Raw genomic sequence first — 24171 nt, forward strand, 5'->3', positions numbered from 1 at the left:
TCCTCCAAAACAAAAGTTGCCTTCATTCTACACCCAGAAAAGCTAGCTGTCTAATAGAAATTTTTTATCAATGTGATAGGGAGGGCTTATAAAAAGGACCTTTCGGTCCCTTTCTATTTCTTCACAATAGGTGCTACGCTTGCCAAGACTTTTTTAAGTCCAACTTCTGGGAATTTTATCTTAAGTTCCTGTGTCTTGCCACTTCCAGTTACTTCTAGGACGGTACCATCTCCCCATTTCTTGTGGTGAGCGATATCTCCGATTTCCCAATCTGTAGCTGAGTTGCCAGAGTCTAAAGTCTTACCAAAAGGTAGTCCCCCAGTAGCTTTTGAAAATGGCTGAGCGCCAGTGTGTCTTTGCGGTTGTGCATTTGCTTTTCTGGTCTGAAGCGCTTGTTGTAAACTCATGCCCTGACCAAATTGTATCGGCTCTTCCTTTGTAAAACGAACACCAAATGATGAATTGGCTGGACGTGCTAGACCTTGATATTGTAATAAATCATCTGAAATTTCACGTAAGAAACGGCTAGGACGATTATAGCTAGTCTTACCAAAAAGCGTACGCGTATTAGCGTTGGTAAGGAAAAGAATCTCTTCCGCCCGAGTAATACCTACGTAAGCCAAACGACGCTCTTCTTCGAGTTCATCTGGCTCTTCTGAGGCACGTGACAAAGGGAAAACACCCTCTTCCATACCAATTAGGAAGACAACTGGGAATTCAAGTCCTTTGGCAGCATGAAGAGTCATCAAGGTTACTTCTGCTGCTTCCATATCACCATCGTCCGTATCAGCAATCAACGCTAAATCGTTCAAGAAACGGCCTAAACGGTCAATACCTGACTCGTCCTCCGTACCATCGGTGTTGGTTTCGTCAAAATTCTTAGTAACAGACATGAATTCTTCGATATTTTCAATGCGCGCTTGACTTTCAAGTGTTTGTTGCATCGAAAGAGCATCCAGATAACCAGACTTATCCAAAACAGCCTCTACAGCTTCAGTGATACTTAGTCCATCTAGCTGATCACGTAGGTTCAGAATCATGTTAGCAAAATCGTAAACGCCCTGAGCTGCTTTCCCCTTAATAGGAGACAACATAATATTAGCTGAAGCATCTAGGAGGCTCATGTTTTGCTCATAGGCAAACTTACGGATCTTTTCTAGTGTCCCAGGCCCAACTCCACGTTTAGGTTCATTAACGACACGTTCAAAGCTAATATTATCAGCAGGATTGGCAATCAAGTTCAAGTAAGAAATGACATCACGAATTTCTTTACGGCTATAGAACTTGGTTCCTCCAACCATGGTATAAGGAATATTAGACTTGAGTAAAGCTTCTTCAATGGTACGAGACTGAGCATTGGTACGGTAAAGTACAGCGAAATCCTTGAAGTTCTTACCTTCTTCACGAATAATGTTATCAATAGTTGAAGCAACAAAAACAGCTTCATCACGCTCGTCATTAGCACGGTAATAAACAATTTGTTCACCGTCATCATTTTGAGTCCAAAGTTTCTTAGGACGGCGGTTACGGTTGTTCTTGATAACTTCGTTGGCTGCTTGGAGAATTTTCTTGGTTGAACGGTAGTTTTCCTCCAAGAGGACAACCTTAGCTTCAGGATAGTCCTTCTCAAAATCAAGGATGTTCTGCATGTCAGCCCCACGCCAACCGTAGATTGATTGGTCAGCATCACCCACGACACAGATATTCTTGAAGCGAGATGCTAAGAGTTTTACCAACTGATACTGAGCATGGTTGGTATCTTGATATTCATCCACGTGAATATACTGATACCGCTGCTGATAATAAGCGAGCACATCGGGATTTTTGTCAAAGAGACGCAGAGTCATCATAATCAAATCGTCGAAATCCATGGCTTCACTACGACGGAGCTCTTCCTGATAGGCTTTGTAACATTTAGAAACGATTTGAGTATACATGTCACCAGCTTGGTGCTCATAAGCCACTTCATCCAAGAGGTCATTTTTTGCGTTGGAAATCGTCCCTAAGATGGCACGTTCATTCCACTTCTTAGGATCAAGATTAAGATTCTTGAGAATACGTTTCATCAAAGTACGTTGTTCACCAGGATCCACGATAGTAAAGTTTCGATTGTAGCCAATATGGTCCGCTTCACGACGAAGGATTCGCACGCACATACTATGGAAGGTCGCAATCAAGGTTTCTGAAGTTGCTGGGTTTAAAGCCATAGCACGCTCACGCATCTCACGAGCTGCCTTATTGGTAAAGGTAATGGCCAAAATATTCCAAGGATTGATCATTTTTTCGTCGATAAGGTAGGCAATGCGGTGGGTAAGTACACGTGTCTTCCCTGATCCTGCACCTGCCATAATCAACAAAGGACCTTCAGTTGTTTGGACGGCTTCGGCCTGTTTGTCATTCATACCAGTTAATAATGGGTTCATCATATTCTCCATTCTCAAAAATAAGCTCTACTATTTTATCATTTTTTGGATGAAAATGCAGACTCTATTCATAATGAGTGTGAAATAACTTTAGCAAATAATCGTTTGTTTTTATTGGGAGGTTGTTTGCTTAAAATGATTGTTATTCCAAACTTTTCTAGATTTTGGTGAAAGGCATTCTTAAGTGTAATATTCGGTTTTTTATAGTTTTGATGAAAATTAGTGTTGACACTGTTCGGTTTTTTCGATAAGATAGAACCACAATAAAATAAGAACCGAGTGATGTCATCAGGAAGACTGGTGATTGACGGACTTCTGGAGAGATCTTGAAGCAGCCTTAGCTGTAAACAAGACACCGAAGGGGCAAGGGGTAACAACCGAAACTCTCAGGTAAAAGGACAGAAAGCATCGCAAGTTTTTAACTTGTATTAATAGCTTTGTATTCTCAGAGGTCTGGTTAAGCCAAACCTCTTTTTTGACGTCTCGGTTAAAGGAGATTGTTACATTCATGTTAGACTTTTTTACTACAATTGATGATTTTGTCTGGGGTCCACCCCTTTTGGTCCTTCTTGTAGGAACTGGGATTTACCTTACGCTTCGTCTTGGACTTTTGCAAGTTCTTCGTCTTCCTAAAGCTTTTAAACTTATCTTTGCTGAAGATAAAGGGGAAGGTGATATTTCTAGTTTTGCAGCCCTTGCGACAGCTCTTGCTGCAACTGTTGGTACAGGTAACATTGTTGGGGTAGCTACAGCCATCAAAACTGGTGGACCTGGTGCCCTTTTCTGGATGTGGATTGCCGCTTTCTTTGGTATGGCAACCAAATATTCCGAAGGTCTTTTGGCTATTAAATTCCGTACACTTGACGACCAAGGTAATGTTTCTGGTGGTCCAATGTATTACATCACACATGGTTTCTCTGGAAAATGGCAAATAATTGCTAAACCTTTGGCCTACTTCTTTGCCTTTGCAGGTGTGCTTGTTGCATGGTTGGGGATTGGTACTTTCTCTCAAGTTAACTCAATCACCGCCTCACTTCAAAACAGCTTTGACTGGTCACCAAAAATCGTAAGTATCTTACTTGCTCTTATAACTGCTGCCATCATTTTTGGTGGTATCCAATCTATCTCTAAAGTTTCTGAAAAGGTAGTACCATTTATGGCTGGACTTTATATCCTAGCAGCTCTTGTGGTTATCTTTACAAACTTTAATCAACTTTTACCAGTTCTTGAAATGGTCTTCCAATCTGCCTTTACTGGGAAAGCAGCCGTAGGTGGTTTTGCTGGTGCAACAGTCATGGTCGCTATGCGACTTGGTATTGCGCGTGGTGTCTTCTCAAATGAGTCAGGTCTTGGATCAGCTCCTATCGCTGCCGCTGCCGCTAAGACCGAAGAACCTGTTGAACAAGGTTTGATTTCGATGACAGGTACTTTCATTGATACGATTATCATCTGTACGCTTACAGGTCTTGCTATCCTTGTAACTGGTCAATGGTCAGGTAGCCTAGAAGGTGCCCCAATGACACAAGCCGCCTTCTCTTCTGTTTTTGGTACATTTGGTGAAATTGCCTTAACACTTTCTTTAGTTCTCTTTGCCTTTACAACAATCTTGGGTTGGTCTTACTACGGTGAACGTTGTTTCGAATTCATTTTCAAATCAACTAAATTCCTTCCACTCTACCGCCTCATTTTTGTGGTTATGGTTGCTCTTGGTGGTTACCTCACACTTGATGTTGTTTGGAAAATTGCGGATATCGTAAACGGCTTGATGGCATTGCCTAACTTGATTGCCCTCCTAGTCCTTTCACCAATCATCTTTAAAGAAACCAAATCATACTTTGAACGCCACAAATAAAGAAAAGAGCTCAGGCTCTTTTTTCTTGGCTTTATCAGCACCAGTCCTTGCGACTACTGCTCTTTTGCGTTACAATGAAATTAAGTCATTTTAAAACTTATACAGAAAAAATCCAAAGGAATAACTATGTCAATTACCAAAGAATTTGATACGATTACTGCCATTTCAACGCCCTTAGGTGAAGGTGCTATCGGTATCGTTCGCTTATCTGGAACCGATGCTATCGCCATTGCTAATAAAGTTTTCAAAGGAAGAAATCTAGAATCAGTTACTTCACATACTATCAATTACGGCCATATTGTCGAAAATGAGGAAACCATTGATGAAGTCATGGTAAGTGTTATGCGTGCGCCAAAGACCTTTACGCGTGAGGATGTCGTGGAGATAAACACTCACGGTGGGGTTGCTGTGACTAATGAAATCCTCCAACTTCTTATTCGTTCTGGAGCTCGTATGGCTGAACCTGGAGAATTTACCAAACGTGCCTTTTTGAATGGTCGTGTGGACTTGACTCAGGCCGAAGCTGTCATGGATTTGATTCGTGCTAAGACTGATAAGGCTATGGCCGTTGCCGTCTCTCAACTTGATGGTTCGCTCAAGAATCTCATTAACAACACTCGCCAAGAAATCCTTAACACCTTGGCTCAAGTCGAAGTTAATATTGATTACCCAGAATATGATGATGTTGAAGAAGTTACCACAGCTCTTGTCCGTGAAAAAACGCAAGAGTTCCAAGCACTTTTAGAAAATCTTCTTGCCACTGCTAAACGAGGAAAAATCCTACGAGAAGGCCTTTCAACAGCAATCATTGGTCGTCCAAATGTCGGAAAATCTAGTCTTCTTAACAATCTCCTACGCGAGGAGAAAGCTATCGTTACGGATATTGAAGGTACTACCCGTGATGTCATTGAAGAATACGTTAATATCAAGGGTGTTCCACTTAAGTTAATCGATACCGCCGGTATTCGAGACACAGATGATGTGGTTGAAAAGATTGGTGTTGAGCGTTCTAAGAAAGCTCTCGAAGAGGCTGACCTGGTTCTCCTTGTGCTTAATAGCTCCGAACCGTTAACAGAGCAAGACCGTACATTACTAGAAATCAGTCAAAATAGCAATCGCATCATTCTTCTAAATAAGACAGACCTACCACAAGCAATCCAAATGGAAGAGCTTCCCAAAGATATCATTCCAATTTCAGTCCTCAAGAATGAAAATATTGACAAAATCGAAGATTGCATCAATCAGCTCTTCTTTGATAATGCTGGCCTAGTGGAGAAAGATGCTACTTATCTCTCAAATGCCCGTCACATTTCACTCATTGAAAAAGCTCTCGAAAGTCTTGAAGCAGTCAATCAAGGTCTTGAATTAGGCATGCCTGTTGACCTCTTACAGGTTGATATGACACGTACCTGGGAAGTTTTAGGAGAAATCACTGGTGACGCCGCCCCAGATGAACTCATTACACAACTCTTTAGTCAGTTCTGTCTAGGAAAATAAACATAACTAAATTTATGTAAAAAGGATGCTTAGTCATCTTTTTATTTTGCATACTTAAATACAGAAATAAAATTATGTAAACTAAAAACTACCAATACTATAAGACGATTAACTCATGCTTTTTAAGAAAGAAAATGCTATCATGGTATTATTCTATGATTTTGAAAGGTTAATCATGAGTCAAGCAGCTACTGATACTGATTTTAAACATTTGATAGATTTTGATGATAATCTGCTTCCTTTTCGACTGGCGGAAATTAAGGTCGAAAATGGACGCCCTGATATTCTATTTCATTGGCATCCTGAGCTTGAAATACAGTACGTTTATGAGGGGACAGCTCGCTATCATATTGATTATGACTATTTTGACAGCCAGGCTGGAGATATTTTTTTGATAGGTCCTAATGAGCTTCATTCGATTCATCCCATAGATAATCAGTCTCATCATACTGATACTCTTCATTTTCATTTGGATATGTTGGGACAGTCTCTGGTGGATCTGCTTAGTCTCCGTTATCTTCAGCCCTTACAGAATTCCAATTTTAAGTTTAAACAATGTCTAAGACCGTCAGACGAGGGTTATACAGAAATTAAAGCTCTTCTTTTTGAGATTTTTAAGATGATTCGTCAGAAAGAACGTCACTATGAACTTCTTCTCAAGTCAAAACTAGAGGAATTAATCTATCTCTTCTACTTCTATCGCTTGGTAGAGCGAAAGACTTCTGATGATCATTATCGTAAGAATGAAAAAATTCGGGAAATTATTGATTACATTAACCAGCATTATGCCGAAAATCTCACTATTGATAAGTTGTCATTGCTTATGGGGTATAGTAAGACTCACTTTATGACGATTTTTAAGCAACAAACTGGTACCTCTTGTACCGAATTTATCATTCAAGCAAGACTTAATGCTGCTTGCGAAGAGCTCCGTAATAGTGTTAAACCAGTTTTGGAAATTGCTACTGATGTTGGTTTTAACAATTTATCAAATTTCAACCGTCAATTTAAACACTATTACGATCAAACACCAAGTCAGTATCGAAAAACACATAGCAACAACAAGAAAACAAAAAAGAGTTAGCCAAATGGTTAACTCTTTTTTTATCTGCAAACTTCTTAGTATTTCTCTTTACCTTTGTGTTTTCCACTAAGTCCAAAGAGAGTTAGCAACATTCCAAGTCCAAGGAGTCCAGCGTGTGAGGCCTTATCACCTGTTGTAGGAAGAACTTCAGTTTGAGCAGAAGCTTCTGCCACTTTTTCTGTTTCTTTAAGTGCTTCGTTTCTTGTTGAAACGAAGAATACTTTACCATTAGGTGTCGTTACTACTTTAGATACAACTGGTTTAGTTGTTTTAAGGTCTTCAGCAACGCTAGATGGCGTAACAGGACTCAATGGATTGAATGTAGGATCTTCTGCATTTTCTTTTTTGTTCAAGGCAGCAAAATCAGCACTTGAAATAGAAATGGTACGTGAGTTTGGATTGATAACTGCATACTTAGAAAGGTCTGCATGTGTCAAGTAATCCGCAAAGACGGTATCCATTGAAGGACCTTCTTCACGAGGACCACCAAGCATTGTGAAGCCATCACCACCAGCAGCCAAGAAGTCATTGGTTACAAGGTAGTAAGTTTCATTAGTGTTGAGTGGTTTATAGGTACCAGTTTCTGGATCAAAAATGTCAATTGACAAGATACGTTTTTCTGCTGGAAGTGTTGTGTCATAATAAACACGAGCTCCTGATACTTGAAGGAAACCGCCAGATGGTTCAAGAAGAGGTTGACCATTTTCATCTAGAACAGTTTTACCACTTTCGTCAACTTGGAGAATAGAACCAAGAGATTTGACAAACATATCATGGATATTTTGACCTGTCACTTGAATTTGAGCAACTGAGTTACCAAATGGAAGAACGGCAATGATATCACCTTTAGTGATTGGTTTGTCTTTGGCAATTGTTTCACGAAGACCACCACCGTTTGTTACGGCAAGGTTAGACTTGTGTGTGAAGGCTGATTGTCCGTAATCTAAGAGAGCATCAGCGACAACATTACCAAGGTTAGTTTCGCGAACACGAACGTCCATACGGTCACCGCTAAGTTTAACTGGACTATTTTCGATAACTACTTTCGAAGAATCTGCCTTATACTTAGCTTGGATGTCATCAATCATAGTTTTAACTGTTGGGTTAACTTGATAATTCTTCTTAGCTTCGTCGTGTGAAATCACGCCATGTGACAAGATACGGTCAGAATTATAAACGACGCGGCCGACATTGTTAAGGTAGCTACCAGTTTGGTTGTAAGTGACATTATCGCCGTATGTCGCTGTGTGAAGAGTGTGTGAGTGACCATCAAGGACAAGAACACGTTTTCCTTTTAAAGGTGCATAGTTTGAAAGAGCTTCTGCCAATGTTGATCCACGCCATTCAACTGGAGTTGTTGTATCTATACCCAAGTGACTAAGGACAATATAAGTCTTGTATTCCTTACCTTCAGCACGAGCATTTGATTCCACTTGGTCAACAACAGCTTTAACCTCAGTAATAGGATCGGTGAAAGAGACACCAGTGATATTACGTGGGTGTGTCTTAGTAGCTGTCTCAGGTGTAGTAACACCAATAACAACTACTTCATCTCCATCAACACCAGGTGTTTTGTCAACGATTGTAGATGGTTGGAAAAGACGTACGCCGTCCACATAAACGTTAGATGTGATGATTGGGAAATTGATTTGTTTGCTCAAACGACGCAATTGGTCAAGACCAAAATCGAACTCATGGTTACCCACTGTCATGGCATCAAAACCAACAGCATTCATGACGCTTGCCATGTCCTCACCCTTAGAGCTGTTTGAGATTGGAAGACCTTGGAATGAGTCCCCAGAGTCAAAGACAAGGGTTGTTCCTTTTGAACGAGAATCATTGACGATACCAGACAAAAGGGCATCACCAATAACTCCGTTACGATCATCTTCAACCATACGTCCATGAACATCGTTGGTGTGAAGAACAGTTACAGTGTCGTTGCTGGCACTTGTGCTAGCATTTGTCACGACTTCTGTTGTAGGAGTTGTGGCTGCAGTTGCTGTTTCACTAGTTGTGGCAACTGGTGTCTCGCTTGTTTCAGCTGTAGAAGCAGTAACAACTGATGTTGAACTAGCTACTGGAGCTGCAGACTCGCTTGATCCAGTTGTTGCTGCAGTAGATGTCGCATTGGTAGTTGCCTCTGTAGCTACCACTTCAGTGCTTGGTGCTGTTACAGCTGCATGAGTTTCTATCTCGTCAGCTTGGACAGCATTAGCCAAGATGGCAGTTGAGACGAGTAGGGTTGATAGTGTCGTTGCAACGACTGTTTTCTTCTTCATTCCAAAAGACCTTTCTGATTTTTAAATCGCTTTTATTATACCACATTTATAAGATTAGAATTAAATAATTTTCAATATTTTATTAGATATTCAAACAATTTTTTCAAAAATCAATAGCTAACTAAACGTTTTTCAAGATAGCCTTCAAGCAGTTCTAAAGTAAAGCTCAAAGTCCAGTAAATAAGGGCAATTAGGATATACATAGACATGTAGTCATACTCACGCCCACCGATAATCTTAGCATTTTGGAAAATGTCAGGCACTGTAATCATAGCAGCCAATGAGGAACTCTTAACCATATCAATAATAACATTACCAAGAGGGGCTACTGCTATACGCATAGCCTGAGGTAAGATAATCCGACGGATAATAGACTTCTGAGGAAGACCAAGAGAGCGAGCTGCTTCCCACTGCCCCTTATCTACGGCAACTATGGATGAACGGAAAATCTCTGCCATATAAGCGGCACTAACACAGGAGAAGCCAATAAAGGCACAAAGAAGGGCAGGTAGCTGAACACCAACATAAGGCAAACCAAAGTAAAGAATGAAGAGCACGACCAACATAGGAACCCCACGCATGATGGAAATATAAATGCGGGCTGGATACTTTAACCAAGGCTTTTGAGACATTCGCATAAAGGCAAGGATGATAGCAAAAACATTCCCAACCATAAAGCTTAAAAGAGAGATTCCTAAGGTATAAGGCAGACCTGATAAGACATAAGGAATGCTTTTTAGAATCAGCGAAAAATCAATAATCATAAGTCTAACTTTCTAAACATTTCTTTAGCAAATAAGCGATCCAATTGGATCGCTCATATTATTCAACATCAGAGATATCAATCTCAGTATAGTCAACTTTTGTTTTCTTTGTAACGTCTTGACCAGCAAAGAATTTCTCTGAAATCTTAGTAAGGGTACCATCTTTCTTCATATCTTTGATAGCTTTATTAACTTTTTCTTGAAGAGTTTTATTCTTCAATGAGAAAGTAAAGCTTGTTGAGTAAGGGTTACTGTAGATACCGTCGTTGATCTTAACTGGGTACTTGTCTTTGACAGCGGCTACTGCCATCTTTTGCAAATAGTAATCGTTGACGATAACGTCTGTACGCCCATTTACCAAGTCTTGCATGTAAACGTCATTGGTAACATTATCATATACGACGAGTTCAGCACCCATTTTTTTGGCAATCTTCATGTACTTTGTACTTGCAGCACCGGCTGCCTTTTTGCCTTTGAGATCCTTCCATGAAGAGATTCCAGAATTATCCGATTCACGAACGACCATTGAAGTGAAGGAATACTTGTATGGTTCAGAACGTAAGAATTTTTTAACATTCTTGTTGTCGTCTTCGAGTGAGTAGTTAGCGATATCGACTTGCCCACTATTTACAGCAGTAAGCATGCCATCTACACCCATCTCAGTGAATTCAATTTTCAACTTAAGACGTTTTCCAACTTCTTTGAGAATCTCAACGTCATAACCAGTCAAATTATTCTTATCATCGTGATAGGTTTGTGGGTAAAGTGTTCCAGCAGTCGCAACCTTGATGCTACCACGTTTCTCAATCTTTTCCCAGTTCTTCTCACCTGTACTTTGTGACGAGCAGGCAACCAAAAAGACCGCAGCCAAGATTAGGCTGAAAACGGCGAAAAATCTCTTTTTCATCTATGTGTGTCTCCTTAAAACAAATAATAAAGTTAAGTTAAAAACTTATAATCTAAGCCTACACTATTTGAAAGGGTTTTACAAAAAATTGAACCGAGAATGAGTATAGCTAGCTAAAAACCGAACCTTCTTCCATTTGTTGGGTCAAGTGTAAGAGGAGGTCTTCTCTTCCCTTGGCGGCTGTCAGTTGAACACCAAGGGACAGCCCTTGCCCATCACGATAGACAGGTAAAGAAATCGATGGTTGTCCCGTCAGGTTAGCTTGTTGGGTGAAAGGCGTCCAATCTAAACTATCCGCAAACATATCCCAAATAAGTTCTTGTTGTTTTGGCCAATCAAACTCAGACATATGCTTGAGTTGGTTCTGTAGGCTTTCAGAGAGGGCAAACTGCCCATGCTTAGGTGCCACATCCGCCACTGTAGGAGTCAGAAGAATATCGTAAGACTCATGAAAATTGGCCATCTGATGGCTATACTGGTCCCACTGAGTTAGGACTTTAGAGTAAACTTTGGCAGGAATCTTTTGCCCAGATTGGAAAATAGCCCAAGTCATCAACTCCATATCTTCAGGCGTCATCTGACGTTGCAAACCAGCCTCTATACCATCAAACATGGCTGCCGTCTCAACACTATTCATGATGTAGTAAGACTGCATAGCTTCAATCCCATTCAAGGGCTGATAGGTGATTTCATAGACATGATGTCCTAGACTTTCTAATGCTCTAGCAGCCTTTTTTGTCGCCGCAATAGCAGATTCTGATACCTTACCACCAATAGGAGAGACAGTCGAAAAAGCTATCTTCAGAGGTCTGACTGGTTGATCAAAAGAATCTTTGCTGAGCTTTGGCAAGATAAATGGACTTTCCATCTGACACGTCTGCATATGATAAAGCAAGCGTTTGGTATCTCGAACAGACTTAGTCAAAGCAAACTGGACAGAGGCTCCCTGCCATCCACGAAACGAACCAGGACCGACAGGAATTCGTCCTCTGGTAGGCTTGAGACCGATTAGGCCGTTAAAGGAAGCTGGAATTCGAATAGAGCCCCCACCGTCACTAGCTGGGGCCAAAGGAGAAATGCCAGAGCTCACAATAGCAGCCGCACCGCCACTTGAGCCACCAGCATTACGCCTCACATCATCAGGTAGATTGACAGGACCATGAATCTGAGCATCACTGATATTTTTGAAGCCAAACTCAGGAGTGCTAGAACGTCCTAAAATAATAAAGCCCAATTCCTCAAGTTTCTTAACATAATTATCCGTTTCCTTAGCCCGATAACTTGTAAATAGGCGAGAACCCGCTGTTGACGGCTCACCAGCTTCCTCCTGACCTAAATCCTTTAGGAAAATTGGGACACCAGCAAAAGGTTTATCTGAAAAGTCTCTAGTTTCTGCTTCTTCTAAAGCTTTCTCGTAACGTTGACTGACGATAGCATTGATTTTAGTATTCGTCCTTTCCGCTTCACTTATAGTATCCTTTACTAGTTCTCGGGGACTGACCGTCTTATTTCGCACGGCCTCAGCCATTGCCGTTGCATCTGACCACTCATTTACTGACATCTTATATTCTCCCTGCTTCTATTACTTCCTAAATTATACTAAAAAAAACGAAACGCCTGAAACGTTCCGCCTTCAATCATGATATTTAGTCTTGCCAAGTTTCTTGGTTTTCTTTAAATTTTTTCAAGAGTTGAAGTCCGTCTGCTGTGATGTAGCCTTGCACTTTAGCCACTTTGATCAACTCAGTGTAGTTTGAAAGAGTGACCAATTTCACGCCAGCATCAGCGAAGTTTTTCTCAGCTTTTGGCAATTCGTAAGTGAAGATAGCCACAACACCGATAACATCAGCCCCTTCACGCTCTGCAGCTGCTACAGCATCAAGTACTGATCCACCAGTTGAAATCAAGTCTTCAACAACAACCATTTTTTCGCCTTTAACCACACGACCTTCGATTTGGTTACCAGCACCGTGATCTTTTGGTTTGCTACGGATATAGGCAAATGGAAGGTTCATCTTGTCAGCGATGATAGCACCGTGAGGAATACCAGCAGTTGCAGTACCAGCAATCACTTCTACTTCAGGAAATTCTTCCTTAATTTTTTCCACAAAACCATTTTCGATAAGTGTACGAGTTTCTGGATAAGACAAAGTAATACGATTGTCTGTGTAGATTGGTGATTTGATTCCTGATGCCCATGTAAATGGTTCTTCAGGTTTAAGGTAAACAGCCTTGATATCAAGCAAGTCAGATGCGATTTGTGATGCTAATGTCATAATTATTATCCTCCGTAAAGCGTTTTCTACTCTTTATTATAACCTAATTCGGTCTATTTTCCTATGAAATAAGGTCTTTTTGAAAATTTATTGACCGGTCCATTGAGCCTTGATGTCTTGATAAGCTGCTACTGGATCATCAGCTTGTGTAATTGGACGACCAACAACAATGTAATCTGAACCAATTTGGCGCGCATCGGCAGGTGTCATGACACGTTTTTGGTCACCAACTGCTGCTCCTGCTGGACGAATACCAGGTGTCAAACAAACGAAATCTTCATTTGTTGCTTCTTTGATTTTTTCTACTTCGTGTGCTGAGCAAACAACACCGTCAAGGCCTGCTTCAGCAGTCTTCTTAGCATAATGAACCACTGATTCTTGAAGTGTCGTTTGGATATTTTGGAAATCATGCATCTGCTCTTCAGAGGTAGAGGTCAACTGAGTTACAGCAATCAAGATTGGACCATCACCCAAGCCTTCACGCGCAGCCTTCATCATTTCCACACCACCAGCCGCATGCACATTTGTCATATCAACACCAAGGTTAGACAAAACACGCATTGCAGATTTGACAGTATTTGGAATATCGTGAAGCTTAAGGTCAAGGAAAACACTATGGCCAAGCTCTTTAACGTAGCGAACAATCTCTGGACCAGCCGCATAGTAAAGTTCCATACCAATCTTCACATAGAGCTTTTCATCAGCAGGAAACTTAGCAAAGAATGCCTTCACATCCTCAAAAGTCGGGAAATCAAGGGCAATAACAGGACGTTTTTCTCTCATTTCTTATATCCTTTCACACAAAAAACCTCCGCCAGTCAGCGAAGGTTGCACGAAAACAGGGCAGTCCCTACCCTTTAGTGATGCCGTAGCATCTCAGTACACCTTTCTCGCCTCTCTGGACTCGATTAAAGGTTCAGTTCAATTTGTTCTATTATAGCGCTTTTATAAGGGAATGTCAAAGGGGGATGAAAGTAATTATACCTTTGTTAAATTCCTTAAAAAAGTTATTTTTATTCTATTTCCCCAACAACTCTGTTCGAACTTCTTTGCGCAAGTCCTCAAGAGTTGTAATGCCATACTTGTCCATGACCTCAGGGAGACGGTCAATGATTTTAGGGCAGGCATAGGGATCTGCGAAATTGGCTGTTCCGACACCGATAGCTGAGGCACCAGCGATGAACATTTCGATAGCCGCTTCGGCACTGTCGACGCCACCCATACCGATGATTGGGAGGTCTGACGCTAGAGCAACTTGGCGGATGAGTTTAAGGGCTACTGGGAAGACAGCTGGCCCTGACATACCACCTTGACCATTAGCAATGATAGGTTTGCGAGTCGCCAAGTCATAGCGTGTACCAACCAAGGTGTTAATCATAGTGAAGCCTGTCGCACCGGCATCTTCGACTGCCTTGGCTACACTTGTGATATCAGCCACGCTTGGTGTCAGTTTGACATAGACGGGCACATCAGAATGAGAGACACTGGCTTTTACGGCTGCGTAGGCAAGCTCTGGGACTTGTCCGATGAGAAGGCCGTTATTGCCATGGTCTACGTTTGGACATGAGATATTAAGCTCGATAGCCTTGACGTTGCTAGCTTTGGAAATCTTGTGAGAGACTTCCGCATATTCTTCGTTAGAAAATCCAGCTACATTGGCAATGATTGGAAGCCCAGGATAATGCTCCTGCAACCAAGGTAGTTTTTCAGACAAGACAGCATCAGCACCAGGATTTTGCAAGCCAATGGCATTAAGCATGCCTGATGGTGTCTCAGCCACACGTGGTGTTGGATTACCAAAACGAGGGTTGGCAGTTGTTGCCTTAATCATGATAGAACCTAGTTTGTCCAAATCATAATACTTGGCGTACTCTTGCCCAAAACCAAAGCAACCTGAGGCTGGGATAATGGGATTTTTCAAGTCGAGCCCTGGAAGGCTAATAGCTAAACGATTTTCTGATTTAGTCTCTGACATGGTAACCTCCTAGACGATGACTTTTCCGGTGGGGAAGACCGGCCCTTCCTCGCAAACACGAAGATTTTTGGCATCCGACTCTCCTTTTACGTGAACCACACAGGCATAGCAAGCACCCATACCACAAGCCATGCGAGCTTCCATAGAAACATAGGCATGAGGATGATTTTCAAACTTGCTATCGACATATTTAAGCATGCCTGGAGCTCCGCAACTGTAAACGGCATCTGGAGTCCAGTCGAAACCATCAATAACCGTCGAAACGTAACCCTTGATACCGTATGAACCGTCATCAGTGGTCACATAAACATCACCACAAGCCTTGAGCTTGTCCTCCAAGATGACGGCTTTCTTATTGGCAAAACCAATCACAGACACGACTTCCACACCTTTAGCCTTCAACTGCTTAGCCGTCTCAACCAAAGGTGGCACACCGATACCACCACCAACAAGGAGAGCTTTCTGCCCAGCATCGACAACGGAAATATCAAAACCATTTCCCTGAGGGCCCATGGTATCAATGGTTTGACCAGCTACCATCTTAGAGAGAATAGCTGTGCCCTCACGCTCCACACGATAGACAATGGTTGCCTCTTTCTTGTCGTAGTCAATCTCTGAGATGGAAATCGGACGACGAAGGAGCTTACTTGGGTCTGGCACCTTGAGGTGGACGAACTGACCAACCTGCATATCCGTAACCATCTCTCCCTTTAGCACCATCTCAAAAATACGAGGTGCAATCTCACGCTGACTCACAATGGTTAAATCTTCAACTAAAATCATGACAACCCTTTCTAAACTGCAAACTGTCATCAAAAAAACCTCGCCACATGGCAAGGTCGCACAAAAAATCACAGGAAATCCCCTGCTGTTTCACTCTGTCCGACCTTTCAAGCCTCTCTGGACTCATTTAAAGGTTATTTTGTGATTATTATAACCGTTTTCAAGACGGATGTCAAAGGAGAAAAGAAAAAACCAAAGCTTATAAAATTAAGCTAAGGTCTCTCCAGCCTATAACTAGGCCCTCTGTTTGATACGTTCTCTATCATCTCATAGGGGAAAATAAATTGTCAACATTCCTAACAAGAGGTGCTAGAGTTCTTGAACAAGAGCCCTAAAAAACATTATTTAAACAATCTGTCGTAAACCATAGTATGAGCCAACTGCTGACCATCGCCACCCAACAGATCGACCAAGGCATAAGCAAAGGCTAATGCTGTTCCAGCACCACGGCTAGTGACAATATTACCATCAACAACTACCAAGTCAGTTTGATGCTCGCCAGATGCAATTTGTTCCTCTACGCCAGGAAAACATGTGAATTTACGCCCTTCAAGAAGACCAGCACGTTCGAGAACAATTGGTGCAGCACAAATAGCAGCAACGTATTTTCCAGCTTTTGCAGCCTCTTGAAGAGAGGCAATCAAAGTTTCGTTGTCGCGTAGATTAGTTGATCCAGGCATACCTCCAGGAAGGACCACCAAGTCATAATCCGCAAAATTGCCATCAAATACGCCATCCATCGCAACTTGAATCCCATGTGAGCCAGTCACTGACACATTTTCGAGTCCAAGCATGCTACAGTCAAATTCTGCTCGGCGAAAGACATCCACTGGGCTTAAGGCTTCGATTTCTTCAAATCCGTCCGCAAATACTACTGCTACTTTTGTCATGATATACCTCCAATTTACTTATCGCATGATTCTATTACGCCTTAAATTATAGCAGTTTTAGAAGCAGGAAACAAACTATAAAAACGGACTTTGAGCATGAAAAAAGACAGCACAAGGACTGTCTTTGTCATTTTATCTAAACAAACTTGCTAGGATCCACAAGAGATAAATATGGGCTGGGTAGAAAATATAGAAGAAATTCTTGTTACCACTACCACGCTCACCATTATAGAAATACATAGGAATCGCAGCAAAGACCATCATCCATTGCACACCCGTCGGATCAAAGAGATGGGCAATCACTGAAATAACAGCTAAGACAATGATTTGAGCAATGCGATTGGTACGGAAAATATAGAACAGCAAACCAAGAATAACCATCACAAAGCCACCCTCAACCATGATAATACTTGGAACAAGTGACAGGATAAAGGCAACAATCTGCACAAGGAGTGGGTTTGCATGTGGTGTTTCAAATATACCTGCAAGGATTACAACCGGAATGGATGATAGAATCGGCAAGAGAAAGACACCAATCCCTTGAATCAACTCCTTGTTCGATTTATCGCGAAGCCCCTTAGCCAACAAATCCCAAGAACAAATAAAAATCCCAGTAATAAAGAAGGTTGAAAAGGCATTGTTGGTTAAACCGATACTACCATTATGAAAAATACTACCAATGATGGCGTTGCCAATGATCATAAACCAACTCATGTAAAGCAGACGCCTGAGAAAAGCCATACGATCATGAGTGTAGTGAAAACTATCAGCAGCAAGAAAGAGGAAAATTGGGAAAGCCAGACGTCCCAACATCGTCAACCATATAGGTGCCCCCATACTCCCGAACATCTGATAGATTTGGTCCAAAAACATAAGTGCAACAGCTAGGTATTTCAAATTAGTCGCATTGCATATCTTTTTTATATCGTTCATTTAATGCTCCTTTAATTTTCAGCATATTAAATGATACCACAAGTTAGATGTAAATTCAAAGGTATTCATGATAATAAAAGCCATAACTTTTTAACAATTTTAGACAGACTATTTTATGATGAATAATTCACATTTTAATAATATCTTTAGTTCCTACTCCCCTCACCAAGCATTTCTACTCCCTTTATGCTATAATGGTTAGGCAATATTTACGTTCATAACGTATGCAAATTATTTATAAAAAACAAACAAAGCTAATAAACTCTGCAAGTTTTTGAAATATCTTTTTTGCGAGCAGAGCGAGCAATTAACCGAGACTTTCCGCCGTGTTAAAAGCGCCTGAAACTAAAAGGTTTCAGGCGCTCGGAATTTTTGAGACGCTAGGCTCAAAAATTAGTCACGGAACTTTGTAAAAGTTCGCTGACGTCCGCCAACACCTAAGGAAAGTCTCACAGAAAATTTTATTTTAAAAATAAAACAAGTATTATCAATAACAAGAAAGGAAGTACACCATGTCTTTTGACGGCTTTTTTCTTCATCATATGACCACTGAGCTACGTGAGCAAGTGCTTTACGGGCGTATCCAGAAGGTTAATCAGCCTTTTGAGCGTGAGTTGGTCTTGACCATTCGTAACAATCGTCAGAATTACAAGCTTCTGCTTTCGGCTCACCCTGTTTTTGGGCGTATTCAGACAACCAAGGCCGAGCTACCAAATCCGCAGAATCCAAACACCTATACCATGATTATGCGGAAATACCTTCAGGGAGCGGTTATCGAGGATATTCAGCAACTGGAAAACGACCGTGTCCTTGAAATTTCGGTCTCTAACAAAAACGAAATCGGTGATAGTGTTAAGGTTACTCTTGTTATGGAAATCATGGGGAAACACTCCAATATTATCCTAATTGACAAGAACGAAAGCAAAATCATTGAGTCTATCAAACACGTTGGTTTCTCACAAAATAGTTACCGAACAATTCTCCCTGGGTCTACCTATATTGCTCCTCCTAAGACGGACGCCAAGAATCCTTTTGACATTCCAGACGAAAAACTCTTTGAGATCCTACAAACTGAGGATTTGTCAGCTAAAAACCTTCAAAAACTTTTCCAAGGTTTGGGGCGTGACACGGCCAATGAATTATCAGCCTTACTGGATACTGATAAACTCAAGAATTTCCGTGCCTTCTTCAATCGTGAAGTAAAGCCAAACTTAACGGCTAAGGCATTTTCAGCTGTAAGATTCTCTGATAGTCAGGACCAACCTGAATTTGAGACCTTATCAGCCCTTTTGGATTACTACTACTTGGACAAGGCGGCGCGTGATCGTGTGGCACAACAGGCTAGTGATCTGATCCATCGTGTGCAAAATGAGCTGGAAAAAAACAAGAAGAAACTTGTTAAACAGGAAAAAGAGCTTGCAGCGACTGAAAATGCTGAGGAGTTCCGTCAAAAAGGGGAACTGTTGACCACCTACCTCAGCATGGTGCCAAATGACAAGGATAGTGTCGAGTTAGACAACTACTACACTGGTGAAAAGATTACGATTCCCCTAAATGTGGCTCTAACGCCTAACCAAAATGCGCAGCGTTACTTCAAGAAATACCAGAAGCTCAAGGAAGCTGTTAAGCACTTGACTGGTTTGATTGAGGAAACCAAACAGACCATTGATTATTTAGAAAGTGTTGAATTCAGTCTTTCTCAAGCCAATATGGATGAAATCGAGGATATTCGTGAGGAGCTTGTTCAGGCTGGGTTTATGAAGCGTCGTTCAACCGATAAACGTCACAAACGTAAGAAACCTGAACAATATCTGGCTTCTGATGGCAAGACAATTATCATGGTTGGTCGTAACAACCTACAAAATGAGGAGTTGACCTTCAAGATGGCTAAAAAAGGGGAGCTCTGGTTCCACGCCAAGGATATCCCAGGTAGTCACGTAGTTATCAAGGACAATCTTAACCCAACTGACGAGGTCAAGACGGATGCGGCTGAATTGGCAGCCTACTATTCTAAGGCTCGTCTATCAAACTTGGTTCAAGTGGATATGATTGATGTTAAGAAACTCAACAAGCCAACGGCTGGTAAGCCTGGATTTGTAACTTATACGGGACAAAAGACCTTACGTGTCACACCGACTGAAGAAAAAATCGATAGCATGCGGATGAAGTAAATTGTTCGTCTCACTACCACCAGTTCAACTATCTGGTGGTTTTTTATTATTCTTGTCTCAACAACAAGAAATTGCTTAAACATTACATCATAAAAAGGAGTGAAATAGAATCAATCATCCTATCTCACTCCTATAGGTTTGTAGTCACACATTAAGTACATTTTTGTGCTTTATGAGTGACAAAAATTTATTTCGAGGCATTGCCTTAAGGTGACAGACTTATTCCCTTATTTTACGAATCTGAAGAAGGTGTGGTTTCTTTAAGAGGGGCCTCTATCAATTGGAAGTCTGCTTTTTCAGCTGGTTCGGTGTCTCCATCGGACTCTTGAATCACATATGGTTTGAAAGCCTCATACTTAGACCAAAATTCATCCTCGTCATAACTGTGACCGTCAACACTATAAGTCACCTCAGAAACTTTCGTTGATTCGCTTGGGCTAGTGACAGTAAAATCAAGAAGCTTATCTAGTCCCGTTCGTGAATAATTGATACGGTAAGTCATTTCAGAATAAATATAGGCATTGGAACCCCAGTGAACTTGCAAGGTTCCATCTTTAAATATCGTAAGACCAGGTCGGAGACCGAACGGAATTTTATTATTAAAGAGATTGACAGCGTTCTTACCGTCAAATGTGTAGACGACGTAGACGTAGTTATCTTGACTACCAATCAGTAATTCATCAACGCCATCATCATTCAGGTCGGTTACCAAATAGTTGACCTTGTTATTATTGTAATTTTTTAGGACCATTACAGGATCGTAATCAACACCTGAGCTTTGTTGGTAATTGGGATCACTGACTTTTAAGACATAATCCTTCACGATTTCCTTGTAAGCTGAATGAGCCGTTTCGTTTATGTTCGTTCCTTTAAAGATGTTTGAATCCTTTTGAGAAAGTTTAAAGTTTTCAAGGTCATCCACTAGGGGCTGATGTTTATCTTCAAGATCAACATCATAAGCCTTTTTAAAATCATAAAGCTTCGTTCTAGTTGAATCTTTTCCATCTTTCAAGAGACAGACACCTGTTTTGAGGTTATAAACCACATAGAGTTGGCAATCATTTTTCAAACAAGGACAAACAATTGTTAGTTTGATGACATGCCCTTCTTGTCTTATATCCTTGTAGAGAAAGGCTTCATAAGAATAGCCCGTCGCAATGGCGATACGAATGAGCAATTCTTGAAGACTAGGATTCTGACCGATATTCTGATAACGTTTCAGACTTGCTAATAGATTATCTTTAGTGTTATCAGAGACCAACCAAGCTGGTTTATCATCCGATTGTAGGGCATCTCCGAGTTTACTATCTTCCGTCGATGCGATGAAATAATAGCAAAGCATCCGAATATAGTTTAAAGCTTCCTTTTCTTTAGTTGATGGTGAGCCTAAGAGATGTTCAACCGCAAAACTATTAGTATAGATAAGCTTAACTTGCTTCAAATTCTTATCCTGGATAGCTTTTAAAAGTTTATTATATAGGGCAGCTATGATTTCATGATAGCCATTTTTCTCACTATAGTCCTGTTTGTCTAGGGAAAGAATCTCATCTCTACTTAAGACTTTGTCCAACTTAGACAGGACTTCTGACCAATCAGAGGTCAGCAAACTTTGATCTAATTGATTCACACTTTGTTTAGATTTTGCGGTATCTGTATAAGAAAATTCTTTCAACCAGGTAATGATATCTGATTTTAAGCCATCACTTAGTGTTATGCCGTAGCCGTCACAGGCCTTCTTTAATATATCCTGTAACCAACTATCGTCAATCTTTTCTTTGTCAGTTACCTTTTTAATAATCTGCTTCTTAAGTTCGGCTAAGAATTTATTGGCATCATCGTCTGAGAGGTGAGATTCTTCCTTGATTTTATCAATCAGACCAATTTCGTCTTGACTGGTTTTGATAGTTTTTTTGTCTACCGAAAAGCCAACCTTGTCAAGCAGAGCATAGACACCAGCTAAGGCTCCCTCCCCACTTACTTCATTTACTGAAGCAATGCGGATGAGAACATCAGATACGCCAGATGTAATGGCTGCATTTTGATATGTTGTTGAGGAAACTTTGGTAATTTTTGTTGGTGTCACAATCTCAACCTGAACACCAGAACCTTCAGACAATGGTTTAATATAAGCACTTGAATAAACCTTGGAATTGGTATCAACATCGTCCAAGTATTTGGCAATGGTCTTACCATCAACGGCTATCACCTGATCTTCAGCGATATTCGTATCACCCAACAGTCGCTTGGTATCCGCTTTTTCCGATGAGGATAGTGAAGAACCTAATGACATTAAAGGTTGTGTCAGAACTTTTTTAAGATTTTTTTCTTTCTTACTATCTATTTGCGTATTCTTATTGGATAAGGGAGTTAGATTAGGTGATTTTTTGGAAGAGGAGGTCTCTGATTTAGTGATGTTATTAGCAAAAACAAGACCATTTGGGGATATAAAAGGGAAAGCAAGTGGTTGAACTGTTAAAAGAAGGATAAGACTTGCTACTAACCCATTAAACAATTTCTTTTTCATAGGATTTCCTGATATGTTCTCGTATTAAAGGTTATCAAAGCTAATGATATAAAATGACGAACCGTGCTTTTTACAAACATAATGACGGGTTTTTGATGATGTTACCGGAGCCTTACCGTCTGTAAAGTAAGTCGTCGTCGTAAAATCTATGGTAAAGGTTACCTGATCACCATTTTCTTTAATGTCATAGATATTATCAGTCTTTGATTCAAAGTGATCATAGTGGTCAGGATTTTGTAAGTAGATATCAATAATACTTTTATAAGTAGCGTTATCTTTAGACTCAAAGTATGAATAAACATAATCTGAAGATTCTTTGATGGTACGATTGATGTCACTTCTAAAGTTAGTCATAAATGTCTCAATATTCTTCTTGGTATCTTGCTCACTAGAAGTATTTTGTGAAGAAGAGTTGCTTGAAGAATTGTTTGATGAGGTTTTCGAAGATGCATTACCATCAGAGCCTAAATTTGAGACAACGAAATAATGATAGGAAGTCCCTGTAACTGTTAAGCCCAGTTCGCTGGCCTTGTCTTCATCTAAGGTTATCTCAACATCAACAGTATCCCCGTCTGAGAGGCCAGTTTCCTTAGAAACGGTAATTTGGGGATTTTCCAAAAATTCCTTTATCTCACTACTACTACTTGATACACTTGGGGTCGCATCGATATGTACACTGGCAACCCCCGAGCCATTTTCACCATCAACGTTCAAACTAACTTCGTATTGAGACAAATCAACTGTTTGGCTATCATAGTAAGAGCTGTCATGAGAATAGTCGTTGTTGTTATTGAAATTATTGACATTAAGTACCAAAATGAGAGGCATAACAATCCCTAAAAAGATTAAACAACCTCCAAACAAACCTCCTAATGATTTTCTTTGAGGGAATTCTAAATTAGGCAGTGCTGGTGACTGAGCACGATTTCTATAGAAGAATGACTCACCATTTTGAAGGAAATGATCTGACTTCTGACAAAGCGCATAGAGTGAAAAGATCGAACTAATAATATTTACAAAAGGAACCAAAGTAAAGAGATAAAGTACAAAAATTCCTCGTCCACGTAACCCTGCATCTCTCAGTCTTCTCGTATTAAGCGTCAATCCTGGCAATATTAGAACCAAATAGGGTAACCAAAGAATACTATAAATCGAAAGACCTAATAAGGGATTAAAAAACAAATAATCAAGCAGGTAGATATTAGTTTTACTTATGAGTAAAAAGCTGAGAATAGCGTAAAAACTTCCCCAAGCCACTAAATTAAAGAATACGACTGACCAATAACCTTTTCGAGACGTAAAGCCATTAAAAGACCAGTAACCTCTGAAATAATCAGCAAGGGCTCTTCCAAAGGTAATCTCTTGTCTACGTTGATCGACGAGAAAAGGGGAGGCATATTGATCTTTTGAAGTATTGTAATAATTGGGAATTGCTTCTCCTTGATAATCTTGTTTAGTACTAGGACCTTCTCCTCCCATGTTTGTCTGCGTATTATAATAGTTTGGAATTGTTGCTTCCTGATAATCCTGTTTAGGACCTTCTCCTACTATGTTTGTTTGCTCATGCAAGTGTTCTGATGCAAACCGATCGTCAAAACCAGATGTCTCTGCTACATCATACTGCTCTACGCTTGGAGCAGCTTGAGGCGAACTTTGCCCTTGAGCACTTTGACCAGTATCATCTGGAACACTTTCAAACTTTCCTGCCTCTTTTGCCTCCATATACTCTTCAGCATTTGGTTTTCGTCCATGAAGCAGTTCAAAATAATCAATCCAATCATCTCTTTTACTCATAACACTAAAACAACCT

17 protein-coding genes and 1 riboswitch are annotated in these 24171 nt (G+C 40.6%); of the genes, 4 read left to right on the plus strand and 13 right to left on the minus strand.

Going from position 1 to position 24171, the window contains the following annotated elements; genetic code table 11:
• Positions 1-113: 113 nt before the first annotated feature.
• Positions 114-2423, minus strand: coding sequence for a DNA helicase PcrA (pcrA, locus tag AX662_RS04950; RefSeq protein WP_060971780.1), 2310 nt, complete (start codon positions 2421-2423; stop codon positions 114-116).
• 305 nt (positions 2424-2728) lie between these two features.
• Positions 2729-2835, plus strand: a riboswitch (glycine riboswitch).
• Between the two features lie 96 nt (positions 2836-2931).
• Between pcrA and AX662_RS04955 the strand changes: the two genes are divergently transcribed.
• The 3 genes from AX662_RS04955 (at position 2932) to AX662_RS04965 (ending at position 6856) form a co-directional block, all read left to right on the plus strand.
• Complete coding sequence (locus AX662_RS04955) at positions 2932-4275, plus strand: alanine/glycine:cation symporter family protein (RefSeq protein ID WP_060971781.1); 1344 nt, start codon at positions 2932-2934, stop codon at positions 4273-4275.
• A 126-nt stretch (positions 4276-4401) separates the two neighbouring features.
• On the plus strand, positions 4402-5772 hold the full coding sequence (gene mnmE / locus AX662_RS04960) for a tRNA uridine-5-carboxymethylaminomethyl(34) synthesis GTPase MnmE (protein WP_060971782.1): 1371 nt from the start codon (positions 4402-4404) through the stop codon (positions 5770-5772).
• Positions 5773-5914: 142 nt separating this feature from the next.
• Positions 5915-6856: an AraC family transcriptional regulator gene (locus AX662_RS04965; RefSeq protein ID WP_082757396.1), complete on the plus strand. Its 942-nt coding sequence runs from the start codon at positions 5915-5917 to the stop codon at positions 6854-6856.
• A 35-nt stretch (positions 6857-6891) separates the two neighbouring features.
• Here AX662_RS04965 and nt5e read toward each other — a convergent pair whose 3' ends face one another.
• The 10 genes from nt5e to AX662_RS05015 form a co-directional block, all read right to left on the minus strand.
• Positions 6892-9138, minus strand: coding sequence for a cell surface ecto-5'-nucleotidase Nt5e (gene nt5e, locus AX662_RS04970; RefSeq protein ID WP_060971783.1), 2247 nt, complete (start codon positions 9136-9138; stop codon positions 6892-6894).
• A gap of 110 nt (positions 9139-9248) precedes the next feature.
• Complete coding sequence (locus tag AX662_RS04975) at positions 9249-9902, minus strand: amino acid ABC transporter permease (RefSeq protein WP_060971784.1); 654 nt, start codon at positions 9900-9902, stop codon at positions 9249-9251.
• Positions 9903-9960: 58 nt separating this feature from the next.
• Positions 9961-10809: a transporter substrate-binding domain-containing protein gene (locus tag AX662_RS04980; protein WP_060971785.1), complete on the minus strand. Its 849-nt coding sequence runs from the start codon at positions 10807-10809 to the stop codon at positions 9961-9963.
• Between the two features lie 109 nt (positions 10810-10918).
• Complete coding sequence (locus tag AX662_RS04985; RefSeq protein ID WP_060971786.1) at positions 10919-12370, minus strand: amidase; 1452 nt, start codon at positions 12368-12370, stop codon at positions 10919-10921.
• Positions 12371-12455: 85 nt separating this feature from the next.
• A complete protein-coding gene (pyrE, locus tag AX662_RS04990) occupies positions 12456-13085 on the minus strand; it encodes an orotate phosphoribosyltransferase (protein WP_004182503.1) in 630 nt (209 codons plus the stop codon).
• A gap of 87 nt (positions 13086-13172) precedes the next feature.
• Positions 13173-13868: an orotidine-5'-phosphate decarboxylase gene (pyrF, locus tag AX662_RS04995; protein WP_060971787.1), complete on the minus strand. Its 696-nt coding sequence runs from the start codon at positions 13866-13868 to the stop codon at positions 13173-13175.
• Between the two features lie 235 nt (positions 13869-14103).
• A complete protein-coding gene (locus AX662_RS05000; RefSeq protein ID WP_060971788.1) occupies positions 14104-15060 on the minus strand; it encodes a dihydroorotate dehydrogenase in 957 nt (318 codons plus the stop codon).
• Between the two features lie 9 nt (positions 15061-15069).
• The gene (locus AX662_RS05005) at positions 15070-15843 is read right to left on the minus strand and encodes a dihydroorotate dehydrogenase electron transfer subunit (RefSeq protein ID WP_060971789.1); all 774 of its coding nucleotides are present in this window, start codon (positions 15841-15843) and stop codon (positions 15070-15072) included.
• Positions 15844-16184: 341 nt separating this feature from the next.
• Positions 16185-16733, minus strand: a complete 549-nt coding sequence (locus AX662_RS05010) for a DJ-1 family glyoxalase III (RefSeq protein ID WP_060971790.1) — start codon at positions 16731-16733, stop codon at positions 16185-16187.
• A gap of 132 nt (positions 16734-16865) precedes the next feature.
• Positions 16866-17666, minus strand: a complete 801-nt coding sequence (locus AX662_RS05015) for a TraX family protein (protein ID WP_060971791.1) — start codon at positions 17664-17666, stop codon at positions 16866-16868.
• Positions 17667-18178: 512 nt separating this feature from the next.
• Between AX662_RS05015 and AX662_RS05020 the strand changes: the two genes are divergently transcribed.
• On the plus strand, positions 18179-19837 hold the full coding sequence (locus AX662_RS05020) for an Rqc2 family fibronectin-binding protein (protein WP_037599888.1): 1659 nt from the start codon (positions 18179-18181) through the stop codon (positions 19835-19837).
• A 232-nt stretch (positions 19838-20069) separates the two neighbouring features.
• On the opposite strand, the gene AX662_RS05025 is transcribed toward AX662_RS05020, so the two are convergent.
• Together AX662_RS05025 and AX662_RS05030 are read right to left on the minus strand one after the other, a co-directional pair.
• Positions 20070-22361 carry a DUF1002 domain-containing protein gene (locus tag AX662_RS05025; RefSeq protein WP_060971792.1) on the minus strand — a complete coding sequence of 764 codons (2292 nt, stop codon included), beginning with the start codon at positions 22359-22361 and terminating at the stop codon, positions 20070-20072.
• A 24-nt stretch (positions 22362-22385) separates the two neighbouring features.
• Positions 22386-24155 carry a DUF805 domain-containing protein gene (locus tag AX662_RS05030; RefSeq protein WP_060971793.1) on the minus strand — a complete coding sequence of 590 codons (1770 nt, stop codon included), beginning with the start codon at positions 24153-24155 and terminating at the stop codon, positions 22386-22388.
• Positions 24156-24171: the final 16 nt, after the last annotated feature.

The organism is Streptococcus sp. CCH5-D3 (assembly GCF_001556435.1).
Taxonomy (GTDB): domain Bacteria; phylum Bacillota; class Bacilli; order Lactobacillales; family Streptococcaceae; genus Streptococcus.